Here is a 7039-nt window from a genome sequence, read left to right as displayed (position 1 = left end):
TCCGGAGAACAACCAAGCTTCGGTGCAATCGCCTTGTAAGCCGCATTGTCGCTGGCATAGTCACCTCGGTGCTCTCGAAAAAGCCGAACTCCGCGTTCTCGAAGTTCAGCACGATAGGCAGCGGTGAATTTCTGGTTCGTCATAGGGCTCATCCTTTGAGTGTTTTACTCTCCGGTAAACCCGGGGCGGTTCAGGCTTTTCCCGGCCCTCCCCGTCGTTGCCTGAGTGATGGCATGACGTTTTCATGAAACTGCATGTTTTCGCATCATAAAGACGCGTAATCGCCGCAGCGCCCCCTCCCGGCCCTGTGCGACCTGACCTACGATGCGCCTTCGGAAACAGGGGAGCGCTGTCGGGTCTGATGCGGTGGATCATGCGGATAGGCGCGGGGCTGCTGGCCTGCGCCGTATCGGGGGTGGGCCATGCCGCAACCCCGGTGGACGAAGCAGCCGTGCTGCACGACACGCTGCCCAACGGGCTGCGGGTGGTGATCGTGCGCGATGCGCTGACGCCGATGGTTGCGACCCGGCTGGTCTATCTGGCCGGATCGGCCCAGGCATCGGCCGATTTTCCCGGTACGGCGCATGCGGTCGAACATATGATGTTCCGGGGCACGCGAGACCTGGATGCGAACCAGCTCAACCGCATTATCCAGGCGACCGGTGGCATGGCGAATGCCATGACGGGAGTCGACTACACGCAGTATCTCTTCAACGTCGCGCCCGCCGATCTGGGCGTGATCCTGCGTGTGGAGGCCGACCGGATGCGCGGCATCGCGCTCGACCCCGACCAGTGGGCGCGGGAACGCGGTGCGATCGAGCAGGAGGTTTCGGCCGACCGGTCCAGTCCCGGCTATCGGGCGGCGGAACAGTTCAATGCGGCGCTGTTTGCCGGGACACCCTATGCCTGGCGCGGGGTGGGGACACGGGAATCGTTCGACGCGACCGATATCGGCCGGCTGAAGCAGTTTCATGACGCGTGGTATGCGCCGAACAATGCGGTGCTGCTGATTGTCGGCGATGTCGAGCCGCACGCCACGCTGGCGATGGTGCGTGCCGATTTTGCCGATATCCCGCGCCGCACGCTGCCCCGGCCGGCCGGGGCGACGGCGGTGCCGCCGCTTGCCGCGCGCACGCTGAGCGCCTCGACCGATTCCGGGGTCGGCACGGTGCAGATCGGCTGGCGGGTGCCCGGCCTGCGGAACCCGGACACGGCAACCCGCCTGATCCTGGCCGATGCCATCAATAACCGGCGGGGCGCGTTGGGGCGGCTGTCGGTCGAGGGACGGGGGCTGGGGGCCTTCTTCTCCTACAGTGGCCGGCATGATTGGGGGCAGGCCGTCGCCACCATCCGCTTTCCGCGCGGTGGCGACCCGGCGCGCTACCTGGCCGACCTGCAAGCCGTGCTGGCCGATTTTCGCGCGCATGGCGTCCCGCCCGCACTGGTCGAGGCGGCGAAGCGCGCGCGGGTGAAGAATGCGGCGTTCGACCGCAACAGCATCCCCGGCCTGACCCAGACCTGGCTGACGGCGCTGGTCGAACGCGGGGTATCGGACCCTGACGAACTGGTGCGCCAGTATGCCGCCGTCACGCCCGCCGCCGTCGATGCGCTGGTGAAGCGCGAGCTGATGCCTGAGCAGGCGCTGATCCAGGTCGATCTGCCGACCGACCATATCGCGCCGGCGCATGACAGCGGCTTCGGCGGGGCCGAGAGTTTCGGCGACAAGCCGGTACCTGACGCGCCGCTGCCGGAGTGGGCTCAGCCGGTGCTGGCAGCGCCGCCGGCCCCGCATTTCGCGCCGCCTTCCGCCGACTGGATCTTGCCCAACGGGCTGCGGCTGATCGTCCGCCCCGTTCATCAGACGCATACGATCCTGCTGCGTGGCCGGATTCATGAGAATACCGATCTGGAGGAACCGCCGGGGCAGGAAGGCGTCGGCCGCCTGACAGCCGGCCTGCTGCCATTCGGCACCGCCACGCGCGACCGGATCGCGACCGAGGCCGCCGTGGAGGATCTGGGCAGCCGCGCCGATCTGGGCGCCTCCTTCGGGCTGGCGGCCCAGACGGCCGATTTCGGCGCGACGCTGGCCCTGCTGGCCGATACCGAGTTGCATCCGGCCTTCCGCGAGGGCGATCTGGCGATCATGCGCGACAAGTTCGTCCGGGCGCAGAGGGGCTTTCTGCAAACGCCCGGCCATGCGTTCAGCCGTGCGATCCGGTCGGCCCTGGTGCCGAAGGATGACCCCACGCTGCGCGAGGCGACGCCGGAGACGATCGGCCGCCTGACGCGCGACGATGTCGTGGCCTATTTCCGGCGCGTCTATCGTCCGGACATGACGGTGATCGAAATCATCGGCGATATCGAACCGCAGGCGGCGCGGGCGGCCGTTCTTTCGACCTTCGGCGGCTGGACGGCCGAGGGGCCGAAGCCGGACGTGACCGCGCCCCCCATCCCCGACCCGCCGGTGGCGAACATCCGGATGGACGGCGAAGGCCGGACGCAGGATCGCGTCTTCCTGATGCAGACGCTTGCCCTGCGCCAGGGCACGGCGGAGACCACGACGTTCGACCTGGGCAACGCGGTGCTGGGCCGGGGATTTTCGTCGCGGCTGTTCCAGCCGCTGCGGGGCAGCACCGGCTATGTCTATACCGTCGGCAGCACGGTTTCGACTGACAAGACACGCGGCATGTTCTCGATTACCCTGGGCGCCGACCCCGCGAAGGTGCCGCGCGTGAAGGCCGAGATCCTCTCCATTCTCGACGACATGTGCCACCGCCCGGTCGGCGCGGACGAACTGGGGCGGGTCAGGGCCGGATATCTGCGCACCATGCCGTTTGCCGATGCCTCGCTCGACGCGATCGCGCTGCGTGATGTCGGCCTTGCCACCCGTGGCCTGCCGCTGGACCAGCCGGACCGGAATATCGCGGCCGTCCAGGCGGCGACCCCGGAGCGGGTGCGCGACCTGTTCGCCCGGACCCTCCGCCCGAGGGATCTGTCGACGTTCATTTACGGACCCGCGCCGCCGTAATAGGAACCGTCGACGCCAACCGGCATTCCTGAAACGGCCTCCAGGGAGCCCGCACACGATGCATTTTATCCAGACCTTCAACGGGCCGGCCTTCCTCGACACCATCGTCAGCTATCTCTCGGCCTTTCTGTTCGGCACGCTGATCGGCGCCGAGCGCCAGTATCGGCAACGCACGGCGGGGCTGCGGACCAATGTGCTGGTGGCGGTGGGGGCGGCTGCCTTCGTGGATCTGGCCCAACGGATCGCCGGCGACGTGGAGGCCGTGCGCGTGATCTCCTACGTCGTATCGGGCATCGGCTTTCTGGGTGCCGGCGTGATCATGAAGGACGGCACCAATGTACAGGGGCTGAACACCGCCGCCACCCTGTGGTGTTCGGCCGCCGTGGGCGCCTGCACCGGGTGCGACATGCTGGCCGAGGGCGGGTTGCTGACCGTGTTCGTCATTGCCGGCAACACGCTGCTGCGGCCGCTGGTGAATGCCATCGACCGCATTCCGCTTCAGGGACGCGGGGTGGAGGCGAGCTATACCGTCAGCCTGCTGACCGACCGGGCGCATGTCGACACGCTGCGCGACCTGCTGGTGGCGCATCTGGAACAGGCCCGCTTTCCCGTCGCCGATATCGAACTGACCGAGCGGGGCGCGGACCAGGTGGAGATTGCCGCCACCCTGACCAGCACCGCCGTGGACAAGGCCGAACTGCAACGGGTGATCGCGCATCTGAGCGCCGCGCATGCGGTGGCGCATGCGAGTTGGCTGGTGACGCCCGAAGCCTGACCGGGCCTGATCGGGCCGGGCCGGCGGGCGTGCTCAAAACGGCAACAGACTGATGTTTCTTTTATCCTTGAGGTGCCTGTCACGCCTCCGTAATTTCGATCACGAACCAATTACGGGCAGCGATCGTTCGCTTTTCGTAGCAAGACGGGCTATCTGCCTCGCCCGTCTCGGCATCATGGGTGGCGCGACCCGCGTCCGGTACGCACCGGACGCGCGACGGACGAACTGAAAAGGATCGTGGAATGACGTATCTCTCCCGCATGCCCGGATTGCGGGGCCGGTTGCAGGCGATGACCTACCTGGCCGGCGTATTCTGTATCGCCGCCGTGCCGCAGGGCGCGCGCGCGGCGACCGGCCAGAACAGTCAGACCCCGACCGCCAAGCCGACCGTCGCCCGCCCCGCCGCCTCCGCCGCGCCGCGGGCAACCGCCCGTGCCGTTCCGGTCGCGACCGCCCCGCGCGCTGCCGCGTCGGAAGATATTTCGGTGACCTCGTCCCGGCAGGCGCTGAACGGCGGCGGCGGCATGATGCGGCTGGAAACGGCGCCGCATACCGTGCAGACCGTGGCCAAGGAATATATCGACATGCGCGCGCCGACCAGCACGGCGCTGGACCTGATCAAGAACCTGCCCAGCCTGAGCGTCTCGACGCCCGATACCGCCGGCATGCAGGGCGGCATGATCCAGGTGCGTGGCCTGACCGACCTGGACATGGGCCTGATGGTGGACGGCGCGCCGGCGGCGGCGGCCAAATACATGGCCGAGAACATCGACTCCGAAAACCTGGAGGAAGTCAACGTCACCCCCGGCAGTTCGGCCACCGACCTGCCCGTGATGTCCGCCGCCGGCGGCGTGATGAACGAGCGCAGCCACACGGCGGCGCAGAAGTTCGGCGGCCTGATGGATTTCTCCTACGGCACCAACAACATGTCGCGCGAGTTCCTGCGCCTGGAATCCGGCGAGATCGGCAATACCGGCGTGCGCGGCTATCTCTCGTTCTCCAACACCCATAGCCGGTCGTGGATGGGTGCGGGCATCAACGATCGCCACCATCTGGATTTCGGCGTGCAGAAGGACTGGCAGAACGGATCGACCGCCAAGCTGTTCCTGTCGTGGAGCAACGAGAATTTCACCATCGACAATTACCCGACCGAGGACCAGTTCTATCGCTACAAGCATACCGGCCAGGGCTGGGGCCGGTCGGCCGACCCCAAGAACGACAATTACTGGCTGAACAGCAAGGATCACTGGAACCAGGTCTTCCTGACCGCGCCGGTGCACATCGTGCTGCCCGCGCGCCTGAGCCTTGACCTGCAACCCTATTTCACCTTCGGCCAGGGCTATGATGCGTCGCCGAACAACCCCATCTCGAACGCCGACGGCACGCCCTATAACGGGCCGAACCAGACCGGCTTCTTCCTGCAGAACGATACCCGCGGTGTGGGGACCGTGGCGAAGCTGAACTACCAGATCGACCCGCACAACATGTTCTCGGTCGGATACTGGTATGAAAACACCTACACCAATCAGTCCTACCCCAGCGGCGATACGCGCGCCGATGGTGGGCCGCCCAGCCCGTGGTACCTGTACAAGACCGGCGCCTTCACCTTCGGCCAGAATGCCGGTTACGAGATCCATTCGCTGTTCGTTCAGGATACCGCGAAATATCTACAGGATCGGCTGGTGATCCATGCCGGGTTCAAGTTCGCGATGATCAATAGCTGGACATCCAGCTTCGCCAATATCGACGGCACCAAGGTGAAGGGGTCGGTCTGCGACAATAGCGGCGACTTCCAGCATTGCAGCAACAACCGCACCGAGCCGCTGCCGCAACTCTCGATCGGCTATACGTTCAACGAGCATCACCAGATCTACATCAACGCCGAGGGCGATTATCGCCAGCCGAGCGCGGTGGATATGGGCTGGCTGCCGTCTGGCCCGAACTTCCTGAAAAACCAGTATTCCATCAAGGAAGAACTGGGATATCGCTACCACGACAAATATATCATCTTCGATATGTCGCTGTTCAACTACAACGTCACGAACCGCATCGTGAACCAGTATGTCGGCATGAACAGCTTCTCGCCCATGTCGATCGGCGGCCAGACGATGCGCGGCTTCGACGCCATGATTTCGGGCCGCTCCATCCACGGTTTCAGCCCCTATGCGTCGATCGAATACCTGCATGCCACGCAGGATAGCGACGTGATGGACCCCTATACCAACACGCTGATCCACTCCAAGGGATCGCAGGCGGTGATGGCGCCGCGCGTCATGGCCAATTTCGGCCTGACCTATACCTACAAGGGCTTCTTCGCCAACGGCAGCCTGCATTACACCGGCCCGCAATCGGTCAGCATCGCCGGCGACCAGCGTATGCCGGGCTTTGTGACGAACACGCTGTCGCTGGGCTATCACTTCCCGGCTTTCCTGTTCGCGAAGTCGCCGACCTTCCGCCTGAACTTCACCAACCTGACCGGCTCGATCGTCCGCACCGGGCCGATGGGCGTGGTCTATAGCCGCAACGACCTGAACAGCCACAACGTCTACAGCAGCAGCTTCGCCCCCACCCTGGGCTATGGCAACTCCTTCATGGTCGAACCGCGCTTTACCATGACGGGGACCGTCTCGACGGCCTTCTGAGGGCTTGTCCGGCTCCCATGGGGCCGGGCTTTTGGCGTGGTGCGCAGGGCGCTGCCCTGCACCCGGAAGGGGGCCGAGCCCCCTTCACCCCCATTCGTCAGAATTCTAACCCGGTCTGGTGGAAACGCGCCCGGTTGTTGGTTTGAATGCACGCATTTGAGCTGGTCCGGCTCTGCCGGGCTGATCTGACGAGACACCCTTGCAAGCCCCATCAGCGGCAGGCCGCCGCTCGGATGCGCGAATACCAGCGCCAGACGCATGGCTGGTGCCATGTTTTTGCGTACCGTCAGCGGCTTTCAGGATAGACTCCAAGATAGGGTCGCCCGCAACCCTTCGTCGCGTTCCGCTCGGTCATCGCTACAGGCTGTCGGAACCAGGCCGAGGGTTCCGCGACGAAGGGCGACGGATCGCGCCTGCTTGCCCTATCCGCTGGAATATCCTGGTCTTTTTCTCTTGCACAATATTGATCTGGTTTATTTCGTTGAAATCAGCCTTCCATCTCAAATTTAAAATATAAGATCGAAATTCTTCTTTTCATTTTTTATCTATGCCAATAAATAAACGTTCCAAAGAAATCGAACTGATCGGACAGGC

3 protein-coding genes are annotated in these 7039 nt (G+C 64.7%); all 3 read left to right on the top strand.

Annotated features, from left to right (window positions below; translation table 11 throughout):
• The first annotated feature begins 373 nt into the window (after window positions 1-373).
• The 3 genes from HLH25_RS06375 to HLH25_RS06365 all read left to right on the top strand — a co-directional run bounded on the left by HLH25_RS06375 (window position 374) and on the right by HLH25_RS06365 (window position 6445).
• Complete coding sequence (locus HLH25_RS06375; RefSeq protein ID WP_182973266.1) at window positions 374-3028, top strand: M16 family metallopeptidase; 2655 nt, start codon at window positions 374-376, stop codon at window positions 3026-3028.
• A 58-nt stretch (window positions 3029-3086) separates the two neighbouring features.
• Window positions 3087-3803, top strand: a complete 717-nt coding sequence (locus tag HLH25_RS06370) for an MgtC/SapB family protein (protein WP_182973265.1) — start codon at window positions 3087-3089, stop codon at window positions 3801-3803.
• Between the two features lie 242 nt (window positions 3804-4045).
• The gene (locus HLH25_RS06365; RefSeq protein WP_182973264.1) at window positions 4046-6445 is read left to right on the top strand and encodes a TonB-dependent receptor; all 2400 of its coding nucleotides are present in this window, start codon (window positions 4046-4048) and stop codon (window positions 6443-6445) included.
• Window positions 6446-7039: the final 594 nt, after the last annotated feature.

Source organism: Gluconacetobacter dulcium (genome assembly GCF_014174165.1).
In the GTDB taxonomy this organism is placed as follows: Bacteria; Pseudomonadota; Alphaproteobacteria; order Acetobacterales; family Acetobacteraceae; genus Gluconacetobacter; species Gluconacetobacter dulcium.
The sequence above is the reverse complement of the archived record's forward strand: the minus strand, read 5'-3'. Positions and strand labels throughout refer to the sequence as shown.